General features: G+C 73.4%; 19 protein-coding genes. 10 read left to right on the top strand and 9 right to left on the bottom strand.

Going from position 1 to position 18,637, the window contains the following annotated elements; genetic code table 11:
* Positions 1-27 precede the first annotated feature (27 nt).
* Positions 28-903 (top strand): sigma factor, encoded by an 876-nt coding sequence (locus ACZ4MU_RS02455; protein WP_467870613.1) that lies wholly within the window; start codon positions 28-30, stop codon positions 901-903.
* Between the two features lie 138 nt (positions 904-1,041).
* Here the strand turns inward: ACZ4MU_RS02455 and ACZ4MU_RS02450 are convergent, their stop codons facing one another.
* From ACZ4MU_RS02450 to ACZ4MU_RS02430, 5 genes are all read right to left on the bottom strand, one after another.
* Positions 1,042-2,307 (bottom strand): lactonase family protein, encoded by a 1,266-nt coding sequence (locus ACZ4MU_RS02450; protein ID WP_467869900.1) that lies wholly within the window; start codon positions 2,305-2,307, stop codon positions 1,042-1,044.
* A 66-nt stretch (positions 2,308-2,373) separates the two neighbouring features.
* Positions 2,374-3,804, bottom strand: coding sequence for a vanadium-dependent haloperoxidase (locus ACZ4MU_RS02445; RefSeq protein WP_467869898.1), 1,431 nt, complete (start codon positions 3,802-3,804; stop codon positions 2,374-2,376).
* A 288-nt stretch (positions 3,805-4,092) separates the two neighbouring features.
* A complete protein-coding gene (locus ACZ4MU_RS02440; protein WP_467869896.1) occupies positions 4,093-4,299 on the bottom strand; it encodes a helix-turn-helix domain-containing protein in 207 nt (68 codons plus the stop codon).
* The gene (locus tag ACZ4MU_RS02435; RefSeq protein WP_467869894.1) at positions 4,296-4,811 is read right to left on the bottom strand and encodes a hypothetical protein; all 516 of its coding nucleotides are present in this window, start codon (positions 4,809-4,811) and stop codon (positions 4,296-4,298) included. Before ACZ4MU_RS02435 ends, ACZ4MU_RS02440 begins: the two co-directional genes overlap by 4 nt.
* Positions 4,808-5,002, bottom strand: coding sequence for a hypothetical protein (locus tag ACZ4MU_RS02430; protein WP_467869892.1), 195 nt, complete (start codon positions 5,000-5,002; stop codon positions 4,808-4,810). The genes ACZ4MU_RS02435 and ACZ4MU_RS02430 overlap by 4 nt, the downstream gene beginning before the upstream one ends.
* A 398-nt stretch (positions 5,003-5,400) precedes the next feature.
* Between ACZ4MU_RS02430 and ACZ4MU_RS02425 the strand changes: the two genes are divergently transcribed.
* Together ACZ4MU_RS02425 and ACZ4MU_RS02420 are read left to right on the top strand one after the other, a co-directional pair.
* Positions 5,401-5,784, top strand: coding sequence for a helix-turn-helix domain-containing protein (locus ACZ4MU_RS02425; protein WP_467870610.1), 384 nt, complete (start codon positions 5,401-5,403; stop codon positions 5,782-5,784).
* A 13-nt stretch (positions 5,785-5,797) separates the two neighbouring features.
* On the top strand, positions 5,798-6,304 hold the full coding sequence (locus ACZ4MU_RS02420) for a hypothetical protein (RefSeq protein ID WP_467869890.1): 507 nt from the start codon (positions 5,798-5,800) through the stop codon (positions 6,302-6,304).
* An 82-nt stretch (positions 6,305-6,386) separates the two neighbouring features.
* Here ACZ4MU_RS02420 and ACZ4MU_RS02415 read toward each other — a convergent pair whose 3' ends face one another.
* Complete coding sequence (locus ACZ4MU_RS02415; RefSeq protein ID WP_467869888.1) at positions 6,387-7,316, bottom strand: helix-turn-helix transcriptional regulator; 930 nt, start codon at positions 7,314-7,316, stop codon at positions 6,387-6,389.
* A gap of 398 nt (positions 7,317-7,714) precedes the next feature.
* Here ACZ4MU_RS02415 and ACZ4MU_RS02410 point away from each other — a divergent pair, with 398 nt between their 5' ends.
* A complete protein-coding gene (locus ACZ4MU_RS02410) occupies positions 7,715-8,035 on the top strand; it encodes a Rieske (2Fe-2S) protein (RefSeq protein WP_283142738.1) in 321 nt (106 codons plus the stop codon).
* A gap of 140 nt (positions 8,036-8,175) precedes the next feature.
* Here ACZ4MU_RS02410 and ACZ4MU_RS02405 read toward each other — a convergent pair whose 3' ends face one another.
* Positions 8,176-8,628 (bottom strand): pyridoxamine 5'-phosphate oxidase family protein, encoded by a 453-nt coding sequence (locus tag ACZ4MU_RS02405; protein WP_467869886.1) that lies wholly within the window; start codon positions 8,626-8,628, stop codon positions 8,176-8,178.
* Positions 8,629-8,744: 116 nt separating this feature from the next.
* Between ACZ4MU_RS02405 and clpB the strand changes: the two genes are divergently transcribed.
* On the top strand, positions 8,745-11,342 hold the full coding sequence (gene clpB / locus ACZ4MU_RS02400; RefSeq protein ID WP_467869884.1) for an ATP-dependent chaperone ClpB: 2,598 nt from the start codon (positions 8,745-8,747) through the stop codon (positions 11,340-11,342).
* A gap of 114 nt (positions 11,343-11,456) precedes the next feature.
* Positions 11,457-12,002: a YbjN domain-containing protein gene (locus tag ACZ4MU_RS02395; RefSeq protein WP_467869882.1), complete on the top strand. Its 546-nt coding sequence runs from the start codon at positions 11,457-11,459 to the stop codon at positions 12,000-12,002.
* A 10-nt stretch (positions 12,003-12,012) separates the two neighbouring features.
* Here ACZ4MU_RS02395 and ACZ4MU_RS02390 read toward each other — a convergent pair whose 3' ends face one another.
* Entirely contained in the window at positions 12,013-13,149 is a 1,137-nt protein-coding gene (locus ACZ4MU_RS02390; protein WP_467870608.1) for a hypothetical protein, read from the bottom strand.
* 110 nt (positions 13,150-13,259) lie between these two features.
* Positions 13,260-14,462, bottom strand: coding sequence for a pyridoxal phosphate-dependent aminotransferase (locus tag ACZ4MU_RS02385; RefSeq protein ID WP_467869880.1), 1,203 nt, complete (start codon positions 14,460-14,462; stop codon positions 13,260-13,262).
* Between the two features lie 95 nt (positions 14,463-14,557).
* Here ACZ4MU_RS02385 and ACZ4MU_RS02380 point away from each other — a divergent pair, with 95 nt between their 5' ends.
* The 4 genes from ACZ4MU_RS02380 (at position 14,558) to ACZ4MU_RS02365 (ending at position 18,593) form a co-directional block, all read left to right on the top strand.
* Positions 14,558-14,845, top strand: a complete 288-nt coding sequence (locus ACZ4MU_RS02380) for a hypothetical protein (protein WP_467869878.1) — start codon at positions 14,558-14,560, stop codon at positions 14,843-14,845.
* Between the two features lie 340 nt (positions 14,846-15,185).
* Entirely contained in the window at positions 15,186-15,710 is a 525-nt protein-coding gene (locus tag ACZ4MU_RS02375; protein WP_467869876.1) for a DUF2617 family protein, read from the top strand.
* A 144-nt stretch (positions 15,711-15,854) separates the two neighbouring features.
* Positions 15,855-17,435, top strand: coding sequence for a polyamine aminopropyltransferase (locus ACZ4MU_RS02370; protein ID WP_467869874.1), 1,581 nt, complete (start codon positions 15,855-15,857; stop codon positions 17,433-17,435).
* 132 nt (positions 17,436-17,567) lie between these two features.
* Positions 17,568-18,593 (top strand): SRPBCC family protein, encoded by a 1,026-nt coding sequence (locus ACZ4MU_RS02365; RefSeq protein ID WP_467869872.1) that lies wholly within the window; start codon positions 17,568-17,570, stop codon positions 18,591-18,593.
* Positions 18,594-18,637 lie beyond the last annotated feature (44 nt).

Genomic DNA, 18,637 nt, shown 5'->3' with positions numbered 1-18,637 from the left:
GGCAGGGGAACAAACGTGACCGTGAACGTGGACGAGGGCGAACGGCTGGCCGAGCGGTTCGAGGCGAACCGCACCCACCTGCGGGCCGTCGCCTACCGGATCCTGGGCAACCTCAACGAGGCGGACGACGCCGTCCAGGAGGCATGGCTCCGCCTCAGCCGCACCGACGCGGGCTGTGTGAAGAACCTCGGCGGCTGGCTCACCACCGTGGTGGGCCGCGTCTGCCTGGACATGCTGCGCTCGCGCGACTCCCGGCGCGAGCTGCTGTACGACGAGCCCGTGCCGGTGGACGGGCGCGGGCACGAGGAGCCGGGCGACCCGGAGCACGAGGTGCTGCTCGTGGACTCGGTGGGCCTGGCGATGCTGGTCGTCCTGAACACGCTGGCGCCCGCCGAGCGGATCGCCTTCGTGCTGCACGACATGTTCATGGTGCCCTTCGACGAGATCGCCCCGGTGGTGGGCCGCTCCACGGTCGCCACCCGCCAGCTCGCCAGCCGGGCCCGGCGCCGGGTGCAGGAGTCGGCGCCGGTGCCGGACGCGGACCTGGCCCGCCAGCGGGAGGTCGTCGACGCCTTCTTCGCCGCCTCGCGCGCCGGTGACTTCGACGCGCTGCTCGATCTGCTCGACCCGGACGTGGTGGTCCGGGCCGACCGGGCGACCGTGGAGGTGGGGGCGATGGGCGAGGTCCGGGGCGCGCACGCGGTGGCCGGGACGTTCAACGGCCGGGCGCACACCGCCCAACTCGCCCTGGTGGACGGCGCGGTGGGAGCCGTGTGGGCGCCCGGGGGCGAGCTCAAGGTGGTCATCGGGTTCACCCTCGCCGGGGGCCGGATCACCGGGATCACCCTGCGGGCGGACCAGGACCGGCTGCGGCGGCTGGATCTGGCGGTCCTGGCGGCGTAGGGGTGCGGGCGCGCGGGGCCCACGGCCGGTGCGCGGGGCCCACGGCCGGCGTTCGCGGGACGGCCGTGGACCCCATTCCTCCGGGGCCCGCGCACCGGCGAACGCCGGTCGCGCGGACGGATCAGCGCCCCCCGGGGGTCAGAACGCGACGATCCCCTCCGACCCCGGTGCCAGGCCGCCCGCGCTGGGCGCGAGTACCCCGGGGCTGACCACCCGCGGCGGGTCGTCGGCCACGCCGAAGCCCTTCAGCGTCGTCAGCCCCGCGCTCGACTCGATCCGGTACGCGCTGATCGTCATCTTGTCGCAGTACGGCGTCCCCTCCACGTAGGTGGGCAGCCGGGGGTCGGCGATCTTCTCGTCGATCCCGGCGGTCAGCACGTACAGGTACAGGCCGTCGTTGGTGATGGCCATGTCCTGGGTCGCGTGCGAGTTCCTGGTGACGGCGAGGTGGCCGTCGGCCGGGAAGAGCGTGATCTCGCCCCGCTCGTTGACGCGGAAACCGCCGATCGAACCGCTCTGGGCGTTCGCCACGTACACCACGCCCGGGTCCAGGACGCTGTTCGCCGTCCAGCAGGTGGTGAGTTCGGTGGTGGTCACCGACGCGCTGATCACCTGGAGGGTGCCGTCGCGGTTGACGTGGTACGTGGACATGGAGCCCAGGAAGCCGGGGGCGCCGATGATCTCGGTGACCATCAGGACGTCGCCGTGGAAGGTGGCGGTGAAGGGGGCGAGCCCCGCGGACTGGTTGCGCACCGGCTCGCCCACGCGGCCGTAGGCGTCGACGGGGAAGACGTCGATGATGTTCGTCTGCCGCTCGGTGACGATCAACCGGGTGCCGTCCGGCGTGAACTGGATCTGCGAGGGGCCCGCCCCCGCCCCGCCGATCAGGGCCTTGCGGGAGCCCTCCACCGGGGTGAGCGTGCCGTCGTCGCCGACGCGGAAGCCGGAGACGGACCCGTCGGTGGCGTTCACGGCGAACAGGAGGTTGCCGTGGACGGCCACGCTCACCGGGCGGACACCGCCGGTGGAAACCCGGCTGACCAGCCGCAGCCGCTCGCCCTCGACGGCGAGCGAGGAGACCTCGTCACTGCCGGAGTCGACGCCGAACAGGAACCGCTGGTCCTCGGAGGCGATCAGCGAGCCCTGCGAGACCAGCGGGTCGGAGGTGTCCTCCAGGTCGTAGCTGCGGCCGACGCCGAGGCCGCCGGTCGGGTAGGTGCCCTTGCGGGTCAGATTGCCGTAGACGTCACGGGCGAAGACGGTCACGGAGTTGCCGGTCTCCTGGTTGCTCATCACATAGACGAAGCCGCCGCTCCGGGCCGGGGGCCGGGGCGGGTTGTCGCCGGGGTGGCCGGATCCGGTGGTGGCGTCGGTCACCGCTTCGGAGCTCTCGTTCGTACCCATGGGGGACTCCTTCTTCCGGGCATGCGGCTTTCGGCCGCGGGGCAGCAGATGCATGGCGTACGGGCCCTAGTCCGCGGGGCCGGCCGCGCGCGAGGCGCGCAGGCCGTGGGCGGCGATGTCGTCGGCGATGTCGAGGCCGAGCCGCACCCCGCCGATGTTGAGGCTCAGGTCCATGTCGCCGGAGGCGTTCGGGACCCAGCCGTCGTAGTTCCAGTGCACACCGAGGAAGACCCGGCTGAGGCTGTTCTCGCGGATCATGTCCCAGAGCCCGCCGGGGAAGGTGCGGACCACCCGGGTGCGGGCGGTCCCGTGGGTGTCGGTGGTCGTGCCGTTCAGCTCGTCGGAGACGAACTCCAGACCGGCGGCCAGGTTGTCCGGCCCGTAGGAGCCGTGGCGGTAGAACTGCCGCACCGACTGGAAGGCCGCCGCGCCGAAGGTGGCGTGGCCCGAGGGGTAGGACGGGAAGTTCGGCGTGCGGTTGTCCCTGCCGCCGGGGTTGTTGGTGTTGGGCGCGCCCAGCGGCAGCCACTCGGGGTCGGCGTCCGCGCCGAGCGCCGGGCGGCCGGTGCCGGCCGGGCCCGTGGAGGGGTCGTGCTCGCGGATGCCGACGACCGGGCGCCACAGGTCGTAGACGTACTTGTCGGCCCAGACCAGGATGCCCGCGTCGGCCATGGCCGCGTTGAGCAGCGCGAAGAGCCGGGCGTTCTGGGCGGTGTCGTTGCGCTGCGCCTCGGCGACCTTGCGGACGATCGTGTTGTACAGGCGCGGCGGCGTGCCGAGGCCGATGACCCCGTCGTACGCCCAGAACATGCCGACGGCCGTCTCCTGCGGGGTGCGCCGGGCGGCCCGCAGGTCCTCGGGGAGCGCGCCCGCCAGACGGGTCGCGATGCCCTTGGCGCGCACCTGGCGAAGCGCCGCCTCGTACCGCGGGCTGCCCGGCCGCGGCGGGGCGTCCAGGTGGTGGCGGCGGGTGGCCGCGAAGAGGTGGGAGCGGGCGCCGTAGTACGCGGCGTACACGCTCTGGCCGGGGTCGACCGGGTCGGGGCGGTGGTGGCCGCGGTCGGTGGAGTAGACGTAGCCGTCGTCGCCGAGGCCGGGGTCGTTCCCGCGCAGCGACAGGAGCACGCGGGCGACCCGCAGCCCGAAGGCGTGGCCGGAACCGGTGCCCGGTCCGGCCGGGAGGGCGGCGGCCCGGTGCTGGGCGTTGAAGTACTCCTTCTGGGTCGGGTAGAGGGCGCTGAGCGTGGCGTGCGCGGCGGCGGCGACGGCCGCGTCCGAGGAGGCGCCGGCCGGGGCCTCGGGCAGCGAGTCGCCGAGGTAGCAGTCGTGGCCGGGGTGGATGGCGAAGTAGGCGTCGTGCATGGCGAGATGGGTCAGGGCCAGCGCCCGGGAGGCGCCGCACGGGCCCCGGGTGCCGGCCTCGGCGGGGGCGCCCGTGGTGTGGGTCGTGCGGTCGGCCTCCAGGGCCACCGCGTTCCAGAACAGGATCTGGTCCACAGGGGGACTCCTTTCACGGTGGTGTGCCGCACGCATGGCCGAGGCGCCCGGCTCCTGGGCGGAGGGGCGTGGCAGAAACGGCCGGAGCAGCACGAAGCGGCAGACCCGTCGCCCCGGATGTGGGCGCGGTTCTGCCGCTGCTCCCAGTGTGATCCGGGGTGCCCGATCCCGCAACAGGCCTGCTCAGGAAGGCATTTGGGAGGCGGGCGGGGACAGCGGAAGGGCCCCACCCGGGGTGCGGGTGGGGCCCGGTGGAGCACGGGTCGCGGAGTGTGGGAGCAGGCGCCGTCAGCGGGGGTGCGGGAGCTCGGCGCGGTGTACGGAACGCTCCGCCGCGAACACGTCCTCCAGCCGGTAGAGCAGCCTGCGCCCCTGCCGGCCGGCGGACCGCAGATGGCCGAGCTGGACCCACTTGCGCAGGGTCGCGGGCGAGACGGCCACCTCGGCCGCGGCCAGCTCGCCGCAGACCAGGCCGGACACCGGGAACGTGGTCACGACGCCTCCTCCAGGGCCGTCCGCACGACATGGCGGCACACGGGGTTCACACAGAGCACGGCACCGCGTTCGGGGAAGATGCGCAGCGACACCGAGGCGCACGCGGGGCAGCGTCCGCCGATCCGGATCATCTGCTCCGGGTCCCCGAGCTCGCGGGCGCAGCGCCGGGCCATGCGCCGGGTCTCCTCCGTCACGTGCGCGGCCAGATCGGGCACCTTCGTCACGGAGTCGAGGAGCCGGACGATGCGGCCGAGCCGGACCACCACGGGGGCCGGGGCCGCGGGGCGCAGGCCGAGCCGCTCCCGTACCGCCTCCTCCAGCTCGACCACGCCGTCGGTGATGTCCCGTACGGCGTCGGAGATGCGCAGCCGGATCGGGGCGGTGGTGGAGCGCGGGGAGCCGCCGGGGCGTTCGCGCGGGCCGGCGGGGGACGGGGCGAGCTCCGCGAGGAGGTCGGGGAAGCGGCGGGCGAGCGAGTGGAGCCACGCCGCGTCCGCGCTGACGCCGCTCATCGCCCCGCCTGTCCGGACGGGTGCGCCCAGGGCCGCTTGACCTCGCGGCCGTTGCTCCAGAGCCGTCCGCCGCTCACCCCGTCGAAGAAGGTGTGCGCGGGGTCGACGACGATCTCGCACTCCTTGCGGATGGGACACTGATTGCATGCTCGCAATACCGGTTCGGCGTCGGAGGGGACGCGGGCGAACACGGAGTGTTGTGGGAGGTTGGCGCAAGCGGCGGCCCTGCGCCAGTCGAGGTCGTCCGCCGCTCGGGGTAAGCCCGAGGTCAAGGGTGTTTTCGGAGTGGTCAGATGTGCGGGCACGTGCAAACCCCTCCCCACGTATGGGAACACGAGTTCGGCAAATTGCGAACGCGTGATCAGGGTGACACGGTGCGTGCGCGTCCGCAAGCGGCTCATGCGTGCGGGCGCGCACCTACTGTCCGCGCGAGCGCCCCGGGAGTACGCTGTCTCCCGCGACGAGGGAGAGCGAACACATGGGTTCGAGCGCACGGGCCGGCGCCCGCAACGAGCAGGGCTACCGCGGTGAGGGCGGTCGCGGCCACGCGGACGGGCTGGAGGAGTTCGCCGCCTGGATCGAGCGCCTGATGCGGCTGCGGAACTACGACATCGACAGCCCGCGCGGGGGCGGCAAGTCCAAGCTCGCGGACGACGCCGGGGTCCACCGGGCCGCCGTGAGCAGGCTGTTGCAGCGGCAGAGCATGCCGGACCTGGAGACCATGCGCCGACTGGCGGCGGTGCTCGGCGTACCGCTGCGGGACATGCTGATCCGCTCCGGCAGGCTCTCCGAGGACGATCTGCCGATCGCCGCGGGCCGGGGCGGGCAGCACGGGGAGGGCGCGGCGCCGCTCAGCCCCGAGGACGCCGCCCGGCGCATGGGGGTGCCCGAGGAGCTGCGCGAGCTGTTCGTACGCGTGACGAAGGCGTTCCTGCCGGACGGACGCGAGGGGGCCGGCAGCCCGGGGGTGTGAAGGAGGGCGGGGGATGGCGGACGGCGACGGTTCAGGAACCGAACAGGACGCTCTGGCCCAGGTGTTGGGCGGCCTGTTGATCGAACTGGGGGAGAAGGTCCGGCGCGCCGGCCTCGACGGCGTACGGGTCCTGACCGACCAGGAGCTCCAGCACGAGCAGCTCCGCTGGTTCCGTGAGGGCTGGGAGGAGCACGCCCGCGTCAGTCGCGGGGCGGACGGGGACGGGAGCGCCGCCCGGCGGGGCGGGGACGGGCCCGGGCGGGCGCCGGAGGAGGACGCCTACCCGGGGGGCGACGGCGGGCGGGACGCGGCCGGGCACCCCGAGGCGGGCCGGGCGTCGGAGCCCGGGCGGCTGCTCCGCTTCCCCCAGACCCCCGACGGCCGCCCCGCCCACCCGCTGCCGATCGTCGGTACCGGGCAGACGCGCGGCAGGGACCTGATGCCGCACCGCCCGCGCGGACGCCAGCGCGGCCGCCCCACGGACGACGACGACCCACCGGGCAGCCACCCGCACGTATGACCACGGCCCCGGACCGCCACGGACCGCCGCCTCGGCTCGAACTCCACGGCCGGGCCGCCGGGTTCGCGGGCGGGGAGCGCGTTCAGTCGTCCTGTTCCAGGATTCCGGACTGGGCGATGAGATAGCCGAGCTGGGCCCGGCTGCCGCTGCCCAGGGCGGCGTTCAGCTTGGCGATGTGGGCGCGGCAGGTGCGGACGTTCATTCCCAGCCGCCGCGCGATGGAGTCGTCCACGTGCCCCTCGACGAGGAGTTTGGCGATGGAGCGCTGGACGCCCGTGATGCCCTCCGCCTTGGAGGAGCCGTAGGGGACCTCCTCCTCCCACGGCACCGCGTGCAGCCAGAACTGGTCGAAGACGCCGACCAGATACTGCACCAGGCCCTCGTGCCGCAGCTCCAGCGCGACCCGGCGGTCGCTGCGCGCGGGGATGAAGGCCACCCGGCGGTCCACGATGATCAGCCGGTCGATGATCTCTTCCAGCGTGCGGACCTCCAGGCCGTAGGGCGCGATGCGCTCCACGTACCCGATCGTCGCGGAGTGGTGGCGGGCGGTGTGCTGGTAGAGGGTGCGCATGCCCACGCCCCGGTCGAGCAGCGGCTGGACCCGGCGCAGGCCCGACTCCAGGGTCTCGGGTCTGCGTCCGCTGCCGGGCTGGATGGTGAGCAGTTCCTTGGTGCACTCGTCGATGACGCGGTCCAGCGTCGCGTTGATGAGCTCCAGGCCCTCCAGGACCGTGATGGCGTGGGTGCCGGCCGCGTCCTCGCTGGTGATCGCCATGAACGGCTCGAAGGTGCTGGCCAGCGACATCGACAGCTTCCTGCGCTCCTGGATCTCGCGTTCCAGGGGCTGTACGAGCTGGTTCAGGACGACGGAGGGAGGGACCGGCCGCAGCTGCTCCGCGTCGTCCGCGTCGGGCCGCAGCAGCGCGAGATCGATGAGACAGGGAGCGGCCTGGGCTTCCGTGCGAGTTATTCCGCCGGTACGCAACGCGGTGGCGTAGAGGGTCTTGCCCATCTCGCACAGGTCTGTAGGGCCATGACTATGTCCGAAGTGCCCCTGATACAACCGGATTACACCCCCCTCATACTCCTGAATTACAGGAACATGATGCCTGGCCTCGCTGGTGGAAGCGCTCAGAGTGAGCCATCGTCTTATGCGCGGGGGGAGGGAATGATCATAAAGAGGTGGAGATCGGCCATGAGCAGGATGGTTCGAGCACTTAGCGCTATAGCCGTTGTCGCGGCTGCTCTTTGCGCTCTCGCCGCGAGTGGGGAACCCACGTGGGAGAGCAAGCCGTCCCACGGAACCGTGGCGGCTCCGGGAGAGCCCACCTGGGAGCACAAGCCGGTGACGCGGGTCCTGGCGGCTCCGGTGGAGCCTACCTGGGAGGTCGCGCCCGCGGGTGTAAGCGCATGAGCCTCCCGCCGGACGACCGGGTCTTCCGGCGCGAAATGGCCACGGCCTACCGCTCGGGGTGGCACTTCATCGACCTCGTCACGGCTATCCCCCACCGTGGCGATTCGTTGATGGTCACCCTGTTCGGCGAGCCGATCCTGGTCGCGCGCGAGGACGACGAGGACGTCCGTGCCTACCGGTGCCTGCGCCGGCCGCGCGGGGCGCCGCAGCCGATTCGCTGTGCCGTGCGCTACGGCATGGTGTTCGTCAATCTGGACCAGCGAGACCACCAACTGTTCGACCCCGAGTCGTCTACCGCCACCCCCCGCAGCGCCTGAAGCGATTCCCCCGTCGTTGTAAATCGCTCAGGCGCTTCCCCCACACAGCGGCGCCATCGTGGACCTGAACACGGTGGCGCCGCTGTGCTGCCCGGACACGGATGCGCCCGCGCCCCCGCGCGCGCGTGGCCGCGCGCGGCTCAGCCCTTGCCCATCGCCCGCTCCAGGACGATCTCGATCAGCACCCGGTCGGGGTTCTCGCGCGGGGTCCGCCCGTACCGCTCGGCGTAGCGCGCCACCGCCTCGGCGATCGGCTCCGCCTGCGTCCGCACGTACGCCCGGCCCTCCAGGGTGGCCCAGCGGCGCCCGTCCACCTGGCAGACCGCGACCCGCGCGCCCTGCTCGCCGGCCGCCAGCACGTTCCGTACCTTCCTGCTGGACCGGTTGGCGATCACCCGCGCCACGCCCGCGTCCGGGTCGTAGGTGACCCCCACCGGCACCAGGTGCGGGCTGCCGTCCGGGCGCGGGGTCGTCAGCGTGCACAGGTGGCGTTCGCGCCAGAAGGCGAGATAGGCCGCGTCGGGCTGGCGGGGGTCCACAGGGGTACGCGTGCGGGAGGCCGGGACGGCCGCCGTGTCCGTGCTCGTGCTCATGGGCCGAAACCTACGCGGAACTCGTCCCCACCACCTTGAGCGGAATAGGCTCAACTTTATGTACGCTGGATGAGTCATGGAGTTCGTACCCCCGAGCCGAGGAGGAGAGACCGCACGTGGACGCCGAGCTGACCAACAAGAGCCGGGAAGCGATCAACGCCGCCGGCAGCCGGGCCGTGTCCGACGGACACCCGGACCTGACGCCCGCCCACCTGCTGCTCGCCCTCCTGACGGGCGAGGAGAACGAGAACATCACCGACCTCTTGGCGGCCGTCGAGGCCGACCGGGCCGCCGTCCGCTCCGGGGCGGAGCGGCTGCTCGCCGCGCTGCCCAGAGTGGCCGGATCCACGGTCGCCCCGCCGCAGCCCGACCGCGACCTGCTGGCCGTCATCACCGACGCCGGGCGGCGCGCCAAGGAGCTGGGCGACGACTACCTCTCCACCGAGCACCTGCTCATCGGCCTCGCCGCCAAGGGCGGCCGGACCGGCGAGCTCCTCTCCCAGCAGGGCGCGACCGCCAAGAAGCTCCTTGAGGCATTCGAGACAGTACGAGGAGGACGGAGGGTGACCACCCCCGACCCGGAGGGCCAGTACAAGGCCCTGGAGAAGTTCGGCACGGATTTCACGGCCGCGGCCCGCGAGGGCAAGCTCGACCCGGTCATCGGCCGGGACCAGGAGATCCGCCGGGTGGTGCAGGTGCTCTCCCGGCGCACCAAGAACAACCCGGTGCTCATCGGCGAGCCCGGCGTCGGCAAGACCGCGGTCGTGGAGGGCCTGGCCCAGCGGATCGTCAAGGGCGACGTCCCGGAGTCCCTCAAGAACAAGCGGCTGGTCTCGCTGGACCTGGGCGCGATGGTGGCCGGGGCCAAGTACCGCGGCGAGTTCGAGGAGCGCCTCAAGACCGTCCTGTCCGAGATCAAGGGGAGCGACGGCCAGATCATCACCTTCATCGACGAGCTGCACACGGTCGTCGGCGCGGGCGCCGGCGGCGACTCGTCGATGGACGCGGGCAACATGCTCAAGCCGATGCTGGCCCGCGGCGAGCTGCGGATGGTCGGCGCCACCACGCTCGACGAATACCGCGAGCGCATCGAGAAGGACCCGGCCCTGGAGCGCCGCTTCCAGCAGGTCCTGGTCGCCGAGCCCACGGTCGAGGACACCATCGCGATCCTGCGCGGCCTCAAGGGGCGGTACGAGGCGCACCACAAGGTGCAGATCGCGGACAGCGCCCTGGTGGCCGCGGCCACCCTCTCCGACCGCTACATCACCTCCCGCTTCCTGCCGGACAAGGCGATCGACCTGGTGGACGAGGCAGCCTCCCGCCTCCGTATGGAGATCGACTCCTCGCCGCTGGAGATCGACGAGCTCCAGCGGTCGGTGGACCGCCTCCGGATGGAGGAGCTCGCCCTGTCCAAGGAGACGGACGCGGCGAGCAAGGAGCGGCTGGAGAAGATCCGCCGCGACCTCGCCGACAAGGAGGAGGAGCTGCGCGGTCTGACCGCCCGCTGGGAGAAGGAGAAGGAGGGCCTGAACCGGGTCGGTGAGCTCAAGGAGCGCCTCGACGACCTGCGCGGCCAGGCCGAGCGCGCCCAGCGCGACGGCGACTTCGACACCGCCTCCAAGCTGCTGTACGGCGAGATCCCGACCCTGGAGCGCGAGCTGGAGGCCGCCTCCGAGGCCGAGCAGGAGGCCTCCGGGGACACCATGGTCAAGGAGGAGGTCGGCCCGGACGACATCGCGGACGTGGTCGGCTCCTGGACCGGCATCCCGGCCGGGCGCCTGCTGGAGGGCGAGACGCAGAAGCTGCTGCGCATGGAGGACGAGCTGGGCCGCCGGCTGATCGGCCAGAGCGAGGCGGTCCGCGCGGTCTCGGACGCGGTGCGGCGCACCCGGGCGGGCATCGCCGACCCCGACCGCCCCACCGGCTCCTTCCTCTTCCTGGGCCCCACGGGCGTCGGCAAGACCGAGCTCGCCAAGGCGCTGGCCGACTTCCTCTTCGACGACGAGCGGGCGATGGTCCGCATCGACATGTCGGAGTACGGCGAGAAGCACAGCGTGGCCCGCCTCGTCGGCGCCCCGCCCGGGTACGTGGGGTACGAGGAGGGCGGCCAGCTCACCGAGGCCGTGCGCCGCCGCCCGTACAGCGTGGTGCTGCTGGACGAGGTCGAGAAGGCGCACCCGGAGGTCTTCGACGTCCTGCTCCAGGTCCTCGACGACGGCCGCCTCACCGACGGCCAGGGCCGCACGGTCGACTTCCGCAACACGATCCTGGTGCTGACCTCCAACCTGGGCAGCCAGTACCTGGTCGAGCCGCTGACCAGCGAGGAGGAGAAGAAGCAGCAGGTCCTTGAGGTGGTGCGGGCCTCCTTCAAGCCCGAGTTCCTCAACCGCCTGGACGACCTGGTGGTCTTCTCGGCGCTCACCAAGGACGAGCTGGCGCACATCGCGGAGCTCCAGATCGGCCGCCTCGCCAAGCGCCTGGCCGACCGCCGCCTCGCCCTGGAGGTCACCCCCGAGGCCCTGGCCTGGCTCGCCCACGAGGGCAACGACCCGGCCTACGGCGCCCGCCCGCTGCGCCGCCTCATCCAGACCGCCATCGGCGACCGGCTCGCCAAGGAGATCCTGGCGGGCGAGGTCAAGGACGGCGACACCGTCCGGGTCGACCGGGTGGGGGACGGTCTGAGCGTGGGGGCGGCGGCCGGAAAGAGCCTGTAGCCCGATGGCCGCGCCGGGATTCGGTCAGCCGTCAGCGGATACCCGTGGCGGGGGTTGCCAGCCCCCGCCCGGCATGGGAGAGGATGACCGGAACCGTACGAAGGAAGATTCACGATGAGCATCGACCCGTCCTCGATTCCGAATTTCGGGGCTCAGCCCGGCCCGCAGCCCACCGGTGGACCGGCCGGGCCCGTCGTACCCGACCAGGATCTGGTCAAGCAGCTCCTGGACCAGATGGAGCTCAAGTACGTCGTGGACGACGAGGGCGACCTCGCCGCGCCGTGGGAGGAGTTCCGCACGTACTTCATGTTCCGCGGCGAGGAGGACCAGCAGGTCTTCTCGGTGCGGACCTTCTACGACCGCCCCCACGGCATCGACGACAAGGTCGCGCTGCTGGAGACGATCGACGACTGGAACCGCCGCACCCTGTGGCCCAAGGTCTACACGCACACCCACGACGACGGCGCCGTCCGCCTCATCGGTGAGGCGCAGATGCTGATCGGCACCGGCGTCGCCCTGGAGCACTTCGTCTCCTCGACGGTCAGCTGGGTCCGCGCCTCGATCGAGTTCGACAAGTGGCTCGTGGAGCAGCTCGGCCTGGAGAAGGACGCCGAGGGCGCCGAGGGCGACGAGGGTGACGCGCCCGGCGACGACGCCTGACGCACGGCACTCACAGTGCCATCGGGGCCAGCGTCAGCAGATACGCCCCGTACGCGAACGACAGCCCGGCCAGGGCCGCGGTCACCGTGACCGCCGCCCTCGGCCGGGCTTTCGTCAGCGCCGCCGCCAGCGGCAGCAGGAGGGGGAACGCGGGCAGCAGGAACCGCGGCTTGGACTCGAAGAACCCCGACCCGCCGACGGTGATCAGCACCAGCACCCCGGTGTAGACGAACAGTGGCAGCGGCGGGCGCTCCAGCACGAACAGCGCGAACAGCAGCAGCGCCGCCACGGTGATCAGGAACGCCATCGTGTAGCCGAGGTCGAAGGGCCCGGTGGCCAGCTTCGTCACGAAGCGCAGCGAGCCCCGGCCGAAGTCGAACCGGGACGTCCAGGCGGCCTGGACCGCGAAGTAGCCGCCGAGCGGATCACCCTTACGGGCGCCGACCGACAGGACGTATCCGCACCAGCCGAGCGGCGCCACCGCCCCGGCCGTCCACACCCGCCAGTCGCGCCGTGCGCCGCGCCCGCCGTCCCACAGGGCCGCCGCGGCCGCCGCCGTGACCGCGGCGGCCACCGCGACCGCGTTGGGCCGCGAGAGGCCCGCCAGGGCTGCGAGGCCGCCCGCCCACAGCCAGCGCCGCTCCAGGACCGCCCACAGCGACCAGGCGGCCAGCGCCGTCATCACCGGCTCGGTGTACGCCATCGACAGCACGACCGAGTGCGGCAGCAGGCCCCACAGCAGCACCAGCGCGGTCGCCGTGCGCCGGCCCGCCAGCCGCTCCCCGACCGCGTGGACGCCCCACGCCGCCACCCCCGCCGCCGTCCAGGACACCAGCAGCCCGGCCGTGCCGCCCGCCACCGGCAGCGCCGTCGTCACCAGCCGCAGCAGGCTCGGGTAGAACGGGAAGAACGCCAGGTCGCTCTGGACCGTCCCGTCCGGCCAGTACAGCGTGCGCCCGTAACCGTTCGCCGCGATCTTGATGTACCAGTCGGCGTCCCAGGCGGTGGCCAGCAGCGCGCGCGGCGAGCGTCCCAGGTGCCAGGCCCACCCCGCCAGGACCAGCATCCCGGTGAGCCGGGCGGCGGCGAACAGCCCGAGCGCGGGGGCCGCCCGGCGCAGCGCGGTCAGCCGGCGCGGTGTGGACAGGGCGTCCGCGGACCGGCGTACAAGGGCGGTGATCTCGGCGGACAGGGTGCACCTCCGGGCGCGCGCGTGGTCGGTCCTCCCCGGCCTTCGGCGGCGCCTGCCCCGCGAGCTCAGCCCGCGAGCGCCTTCAGCCGGGAGACGGCCTCTTCGAGCACACTCTCCCTCTTGCAGAAGGCAAATCGGACGAAAGGCGCGCCCGCGTCCCGGTGGTCGTAGAAGACGGCGTTGGGAATCGCCACCACCCCGCAGCGCTCCGGCAGCGCCCGGCAGAAGGCGAAGCCGTCGCCGCCGTGCGAGAGAGCGGGGCCCAGCGGGCGGATGTCGGTGGTGACGAAGTACGTGCCCGCCGGCCGGTACACCGCGAACCCGGCCGCCGCCAGCCCCTCGCTCAGCAGGTCCCGCTTGGCCCGCAGGTCCGCGCGCAGGCCGTCGAAGTAGGAGTCGGGCAGCCGCAGCGCCTCGGCGACCGCGTACTGGAAGGGGCCGGAGGCCACGTACGTCAGGTACTGCTTGGCCGACCGCACAGCCGCCACCAGCTCGGGCGCGCCCGTCGCCCAGCCGACCTTCCAGCCGGTGAACGAGAACGTCTTGCCCGCCGAGCCGATGGTGAGGGTGCGCTCGCGCATCCCCGGCAGCGTCGCGACGGGCACGTGCTCGCCGTCGAAGACCAGGTGCTCGTAGACCTCGTCGGTGACCACCAGCAGGTCCCGCTCGAGGGCCAGCTCCGCGATCGCGGTCAGCTCCTCGCGGCTCAGCACGGTCCCGGTCGGGTTGTGGGGGGTGTTGAGCAGGATGAGCCGGGTGCGCGGGGTGACGGCGGCGCGCAGCTCGTCCAGGTCCAGCCGGTAGCGGTCGCCGTCGGGCCGCAGCGTCACCGGCACGCGCGTGCCGCCCGCCATGGCGACGCACGCCGCGTAGGAGTCGTAGTACGGCTCCAGGGCGACCACCTCGTCCCCCGGCTCCACCAGGGCGAGCAGCGCGGCCGCGATCGCCTCGGTGGCGCCCGCCGTGACCAGCACCTCCCGGTCCGGGTCGAGCGCCAGCCCGTAGTGGCGCAGCTGGTGGTCGGTGATCGCGGTGCGCAGCTCGGGCACGCCCATGCCCGGCGGGTACTGGTTGCCGCGCCCGTCGCGCAGGGCCCGCACGGCGGCCTCGCGCACCTCCTCGGGGCCGTCGGTGTCGGGGAAGCCCTGGCCGAGGTTGATGGCTCCCGTCGACACCGCCAGGGCGGACATCTCGGCGAAGACCGTGGTGCCGAACTCGGCGAGGCGGCGGTTGAGGTGAGGACGCGCGCTGGAGGTCATGGCGGCCATCCTGTGGGCAACCTCTGGAGTTGCTCAAGTCTGCTTTCGCGCGCGTGGGCCGAGGGCATCCCCCTGTCACACACAGCAGAAGGACGGTGGGGGAGATGGGATATGTCGTCGCGGGGGCCGTGCTGGTACTGATCTGGTACGTCGTCGGCAAGGTCAGCAGGGCGAGCCGAGGCCGGTGGCGGCGGGGGTGGTACTCGTCCGGGACGGGCGGCTCCTCCGGCGCGGCCGGCGGCCCCTGGTGGGCCGGGGACAGCGGGGGAGGCCACCACGGCCACCACGGCGGCCACTCGTGCGGCAGCGGCCACTCCTCCTGCGGCGGAAACTCCTCCTGCGGGGGCGGTTCGTCCTGCGGAGGCGGGGGCGGCGGCTGCGGCTCCAGCTGACGGCGTGCGGCGGTCGCGGCTGACACGGGGCAGCCGATTCCGTCCGCACGCCCCTTCCAAGCGCCCGGCGGGTCCGCCCCCGCCGGGCGCTCCTGCGCGCACCCTCGCACTGAACAGGTGAACCGGCTTGCCTCCCGAGGGATGGAAACCACGTCAAGTTGGGTAAAAACGCTGTGAGCGCCGCTCCCTTCATGATTCCCTCGCTGTTGAGAAACGCAGCCCACGGAACCTCCCCCCACCGGGCGGACCCGAGCAGACGGTCGCCCCTACCCCCCTCGCACCGGTTCCGGGGTGCCCCCGGTCGTCCACCCTCCCCATGTGCGTTTTGCGGAGCCCACCCATGCTCACGACTCTCAAGACCGCCTACACCGACACGCGTGCCAGCGACCTCGCCTGGGCCCTGGGCAGGGAGCCGCTGCCCGCCCTGGCCGTCCTCGACCTGGAACTCCCCGGAGCGAAACTCCAGTTGAGGCTGCTGGGCGCCTCCCACCAGGTGCTCCTCGAAGAGGAACAGGGCTCCTGTTCGGAGACCGTCGCCTGTATGCCCGGCAGCAGCACCCCGCTCCCCCTCGGTGTGGCGAAACGTCTCGGGGAGTGGGAGTACGAGTTCGCCGCGCGCGTGGAGACGCTCTCCGAGGGCTCGTTCGCGGGGCGCGCCCAGGAGCTCCTCGCGCTGGTCGCCGACCACCCGAACGGCCTGGCGGGGACGTTCCCCGGCTCGCCGCACGCCTTCACCGCGATGCTCGCGCAGCACAGCGAGGGCCAGGTGCGCTGGCGGACCTGGCACGCGTACCCGCAGGAGGGGCAGTTGGTGGTCACCCGGACGAGGGTCGGTGTCCGGACGGCGGCTCCCGTCGCGCTGTGAGGCCGCGTGCGGGCGGGAGGTGGCGCGCCACCACCGCGCCACCCCGGTGCCGCCACCCGGGACGCCGTAATTCCCTCTGCCGTGCGCGAGTTGCACCCTTGTGGGTGACAAGATGCGAGCGAGTCGTGACGTAGCGTTCCCATCATGATCGAACCGTCCGTGCCCGTCCTGCGCCGTGGTATCCCGCCGCCGGTACCCCGGCGCGGCACCGCGCGGTTCATCGTGCTCGGCACCGTGTTCATCTGCGCGGCCTGCGGACTCGTCTACGAACTGGAACTGGTCGCCCTCGCCTCGTACTTGATCGGCGACTCGGTCACCCAGGCGTCCGTCGTGCTTTCCGTGATGGTCTTCGCCATGGGCATCGGCTCCCTGCTCGCCAAACGGCTGCGGCTGCACGCGGCCGTCGGCTTCGGCCTGATCGAGGCGGCCCTCGCGCTGGTCGGCGGCTGCTCGGCGATGGTGCTGTACGCGACGTTCGCGTGGCTCGGCGGCGCGCGCTACGCCCTGGTGGCCTTCTCGCTCGGCATCGGCGTGCTCATCGGCGCCGAGATCCCGCTCCTGATGACGCTGATGCAGCGCGTCTCGCGGCAGGACCCGGGCGGCACGGTCGCGGACCTGTTCGCCGCCGACTACGTGGGAGCGCTCGTCGGCGGCCTCGCCTTCCCCTTCCTCCTGCTGCCGCTGCTGGGCCAGTTGACCGGAGCGCTGCTGACCGGCGCGGTCAACGCGGTGGCGGGCGGGGCGCTGGTGCTGTGGCTGTTCCGGCGCGATCTGACCCCCCGCGCCCGCTGGTGGCTGCTCGCGGCGAACGTGCTGGTCCTCGCGGTGCTGGCGGTCACCACCGCCCTGGTCGGCGCCTTCGAGCAGGCGGCGCGGCGCGCGGTGTACGGCGGGCAGGTGCGGGTCGCGGTGCAGACCGGGGTGCAGGAGATCGTCCTCACCGGCAGCCGCACCGGGCACGGCCCCGGAGGGCCGCTCGACCTCTTCCTCGACGGCCGGCTGCGGGTCAGCGGCCGGGACGAGCACCGCTACCATTCGGCGCTGGTGGCCCCGGCGATGGAGTGCGGGCGGCACCGGCGGGTGCTGATCCTGGGCGGCGGGGACGGCCTGGCCGCCCGTGAGGCGCTGCGCTTCGCGGACGTGCGCTCGGTGACCCTGGTCGAGCTGGACGCGGGCGTGGTCGGCCTGGCCCGCCACGACCCGGCCCTGTCGGCGCTGAACGGCCACGCGTACGAGGACCGGCGGGTGCGGCCGGTCGTCGCGGACGCCTTCGACTGGCTGCGCGGGCCCGGCCGCGCGGCCGGGCCCTTCGACGTGGTGATCTCCGATCTGCCGGACCCGGGCATCACCCCGAGCACCAAGCTGTACTCGGAGGAGTTCTTCGGCCTGGCCGCGCGCGTGCTGGCGCCGGGCGGGCGCATCGCGGTGCACGCGGGGCCGGTCGCGACGCGGACGCACACGTACTGGACGGTGGAGTCGACGGTCCGGGCGGCGGGCCTGTGGACCGTGCCCTACCGGGCGACCGGCCGTCTCACGGGCTTCACGGCGGGCCCGGACCGCGCCTCGGGCGCCACCCGGGCCCCGCACGACTGGGGTTTCGTCCTCGCCTCCCCGTCCGGGCCGCCGGGCGCCCCGCGCGCCCCGGAGCTGGAGCCCCTCGGCGAGAAGCGCCCCCGCGAGGAGCCGGTCCCGTCGACGCTGGTGCACCCGCGCTATACGGGATGACGGCGGCCCGGGAGCCGGGGACCCGCGCAGGGCCCGGACGGGCGGGTTCTGCCCGGCCCGGCGCGGCGCGACGCGGGCTCGGCGCGTCGTTTGCGGAGACGGGACGGCCGCCCCTGAGTAGGCTCGTTACCCATGGAGCATGAGGTGTTCGTTCCGGTTGAGGTCCAGTCCCTGCGTGAGACGCTGCGGGACCCGGCCAGGGTCGCCCGCTGCGTCCCCGGCCTCCAGCAGGACGCGGGCGAGCCACCGGTCGCCGGCCGGCTGAAGCTCCGCGTCGAGGGCCACACCATCACCTACCGCGGCACGATGCGGATCACCGAGCTCGACGAGGACACCTTCGGTGTGGAGGCCGAGGGCACCGAGGCGCGCGGCACCGGCGCGGGCACGTTCTCCCTCACGCTCCGGCTGGCCCCCCAGGACGAGGGCACCCGGATGTCCGTCACCGCCAAGGCGGCGGCGGACGGCCGGGTGGCCACCGCGACCCCGGAGGGCACCCGTGCCGCGGCCGCCCGCCTGCTGGACCGTTTCGGCGCGGCGCTGGCGGCGGACGGGCGGGGAGCCGGGGAGGAGACCGGCGATACGGCCGGGGACACCGGCGAGCCGGACGCGACGGAGGCCGGGGCGGCCGTCCAGGGCGCGGAGGCCTCCGGGCCCGACGCCGCCGCGCCCCAGATCCCCGCGCCCGACACCGCTCCCCACGACGCCGCGCCCCGGGACGCCGCCGCGCCCGGCGAGGAGCCCGCGACCGGGCCCGTCGGGCCCACCACCTCGGGGTCGGGTACGGCCGCCACCCCGGACGCCGACGCGGACGTGGACGCCGGCGCGCGCGGCGAGGACCCGGCCGAGGACCCGGCCCTCGGCCCCTCCGTCTTCGACGCGGCCGTCCCGCCGCCCTCGCTCGACCCGCTCGCCGAGGAGGAGTTCGACCTCCCCGGGGACGGCGACTACCTGCCCGCCGAAGCCGCGCACGCCCGGCGCACGATGATCGGCCGCAGCGCCGAGGAGGTCGACCACGCCCCGCCGCGCGGGCGGTACGCGCCCGTGCCCGCCCCGGCCGGTGCCGGCGCCGGGGCCACCCTGCGCTGGGCGGCCCCGGCCGCCGCGCTCGCGCTCGCCTCCGCGGTGGTCGTTGGCCGCGCCCTGCGCCGGCGCCGCTGACCCGCGGCGCCCGGGCCGGACACGGCGACGCGCGCGCGACGGGC

The sequence above is a fragment of the Streptomyces sp. NPDC026377 genome (genome assembly GCF_055567715.1).
Note: the sequence above shows the minus strand (reverse complement) of the source record. Positions and strands in the feature narration are given on the sequence as shown.